At 31.0% G+C, this 3,263-nt stretch carries 3 protein-coding genes; all 3 read right to left on the reverse strand.

The genetic code is table 11. The features are described from left to right. Nucleotides 1-862: pyruvate kinase (pyk, locus tag ACI9TV_RS16070; RefSeq protein ID WP_415251835.1), on the reverse strand; the 862-nt coding region annotated here is incomplete at its 3' end. Then, nucleotides 862-1,347, reverse strand: a complete 486-nt coding sequence (locus tag ACI9TV_RS16075) for an IPExxxVDY family protein (protein WP_415251836.1) — start codon at nt 1,345-1,347, stop codon at nt 862-864. The genes pyk and ACI9TV_RS16075, both read right to left, overlap by 1 nt. Nucleotides 1,348-1,464: 117 nt before the next feature. Continuing rightward, nucleotides 1,465-3,096, reverse strand: a complete 1,632-nt coding sequence (locus ACI9TV_RS16080; protein WP_415251837.1) for a sensor histidine kinase — start codon at nt 3,094-3,096, stop codon at nt 1,465-1,467. Nucleotides 3,097-3,263: the final 167 nt, after the last annotated feature.

Here is a 3,263-nt window from a genome sequence, read left to right on the forward strand (position 1 = left end):
AAATCATGGTCTCCATCATTTGAGTGGCAATAATCACTGGAATACGAGCTTTTTTAGCCCTTAATACAAGTTGTTTCTGAATAAGAGGAACTTCTTCTGCAGGAATTTCTACACCTAAATCTCCACGGGCAACCATTAATCCATCGCAATAAGCAACAATTTTGTCTATATTTTCTACAGCTTCAGGCTTTTCAATTTTTGCTATAATAGGAATCTTATGTTCAGAATGCTCATCTATTATTGCTTGAAGTTGTTTTAAATCATCAGCATGACGAACAAAAGAAAGTGCTAGCCAATCTACTTTTTGACCAATAGCAAAAATGGCATCTTTTACATCTTTTTCTGTTAATGCAGGCAAAGAAATATTTGTATTAGGAAGATTTACACCTTTTTTTGAACGTAATGGCCCTCCTTGAATAACTTTGGCTTCTACTTCATATTTGCCATCAGTTTTTAAAACTTCAAACATCAGTTTACCGTCATCTAGAAGAATACGCTCTCCTTTTTTTACATCTTGAGGAAACTTCTGATAGTTCATATAGACTCTATCCTTCGTTCCTTCAAATTCTTCTTTTGTAGAAAATGTGATTTTATCACCAGGATTTACGACAACTTCTTCTTTCATACGCCCTACTCTTAGTTTAGGACCTTGAAGATCTGCAAGAATAGACGTGTTGTGTTTATGTTTTTCACTCAATGTTCTGATCATCTGGATACGCTCTATGACGTCATCATAATCTGCATGTGAAAAATTAATTCTAAAAACATCAACTCCTTCTTGCATCATTTTTAAGAGTACCTTTTCAGTACTTGTAGCAGGGCCTAAGGTAGCAACAATTTTGGTTTTTTTTCTAGTTGGCATTATTCAAAAATTAAGTTTTCTTTTCTTTTAAGTTGATTTATATCAACAGTATACGCGGTAACAATTTGTGATATTTGGTTAAGTGCTTTTAGTGTTTTTGTTTCCATAAAACCACTTCCTTCTTCACTTATTTTTAATAAATAATCTACTCGAGGTAAATCCTCTAAAAAGAAACGTCTTTCTGTAGAAGTTTCAGATTCAAATAGACTTGAAAGATTACTATCACGCTCCTTTGTTATTTTTGTATGGTTATTAAAGAGATGATAGGTTGTGTATTGTTGTTCATTGTGGTATTCATATATGGGAAACTTTGCAGATATAATATCATTACTTATCGTTAAATCATTTTTACTCCTTTTAAGTCTAAGTTTTAGATGATGATTAAGTAAATAGGCGAGGTAATAAGACTCTATAGCTCCGTGAATAGCAATAAGCGTAAAGTCATACCCAAAATCATCTTCTAATACTAATTTGAATGTCCCCATAACGTGACTACGAAATTTAAAGATACATAAAACTAGTATTATGGTGTATGGATATATGTGACAATCTTATATAAAAAGATACGCAAACGTTTGAGTTGAGTAATTGGATAGAAAATTTTATATGGGAAGTGTGAAAGAAGCAATAGTTCCCTTGTTATGGATACTTTCTACAGATAAGGTTCCATTGTGAATTTCTATAAAATGTTTTGATAAGATTAAACCTAGTCCAGATCCTTTTTCTTGTAAAGTTCCCCTTTGAGTCGTTATTTTGGTTACATCAAAAAGGGAATATTGGTATTCTTCTGGAATACCAATACCACTATCTTCAATACTAAAAGAAAAAAAGGAGTCCACTTTGTTTAGTTCGATAACGATAATTCCTTGTTCGTGAGAATACTTAATAGCATTTGACAATAAATTACGAATAACCGTAGCGATCATGTTTTTATCAGCCATAACTTTAACGTCAGTACTAGCTTCTATAACAATATTTATGTTTTTCCTAAGCGCTTGTTGTTTCTGAATCTTTACTTGATCTTTTATGATAGTAAGAACATCTATTTTTTGGGGTTGGTAATGAGTTTTACCTGTTTGTATTTTTGACCACTTCAGTAAATTATCTAAAAGGGAAAGACTGTTTTTACTAGAATCTTCTAAAGCATCTATAATTTTGCTCGTTTGATTATTTTGGTTTGGCTCTTCTCTTAGAAGGTCTAAAAAATTAATAACAGATGCGAGAGGGCCCCTAAGATCATGAGCAATAATTGTAAAGAACTTGTTTTTTGTTGCAACAACTTCAGACAATTCCTTTTTTTGCCTAGCTATTATTCTATTTTTACGCTTGTAGATATATAGTTGAATGATAATAAATAGCATAAAACTTAAAAGGAGCGTATACCATAATATCATTAAGAGTAATAACCTAGGGTTTCTTTTGTAGGGTTTTTTATAGGCGGTTTCTATGATAAATTTTTTATTAAAAAAAGGTATTTGAGTCTTTATGAAATTTTCATCTTGTATCTCGAAGTTTCTCCAATATTGATGATCTTCTCGTGTATTGTATATTTTTTTACCATCATATACGCGTTCTCTGTCAAATTCAATTCCAGTAGAAGTTTTAAATCTAAAAACATATTTAGAAGTGTCTATATTATGGTAAACACGATCAATAATAGGTTTAAAATCCTTTATAATAGAAAAATATCCAAGATTGCTGTTTTGATTGTTTTGAGCCTTAAAACCAATGGGTAACCCCACACGACCTTCTATAATATTATATGGGTTGAAAGCGACATAATCATACTTTTCTAACTTTTCTCTCATTATTAGAGCCCCTTTTTTATTTATAAGGTTTTTAATGGAGGCACCTATAAGATGACTCGGATCGATTTGATCTTTAGTAAAAGAGTATTTAAAAATATCGGTTGTATCTACATAAGATATAATATAACTATCATCTATAGGAAGGCTGGACAATTGATGATTTATAAAGGTATGGAGCTTGTCTTGTGACGGAAATTCATCAGAAAGTTTTACATAAGATCGTATCCCAGACATTAAAGCAGCATAGTTGTTAAGCTCATTTTGAAGATCGGATGCTGTCTTTTTATTTAATTTCTCTAAATGTATCTCTCTGTTTAATTTTTCTTTTTCAGTAATATAAGAATCTGACCAAAATACAAGAACACCACTTATAATAGCAAATAGTGCAAAAACAGAATAATATTTTTTAGGTAAGCGAAAATACATATAGAGTTAGGGCTCTGTTGAAAAACAAATGTAGATAAAATCTTAATAAACAGGCTTATTTGTTTTCTATTTGCCTCTGAAATACATAAAAAGATCGCTTAGATGCTATTTCTTCAGCTTTTTTCTTAGAAGTAGCCCTCGCTTTTGCTATAACTTCTTCATCAATA

Source organism: Sulfurimonas sp. (genome assembly GCF_047622445.1).
Lineage (GTDB): Bacteria > Campylobacterota > Campylobacteria > Campylobacterales > Sulfurimonadaceae > Sulfurimonas.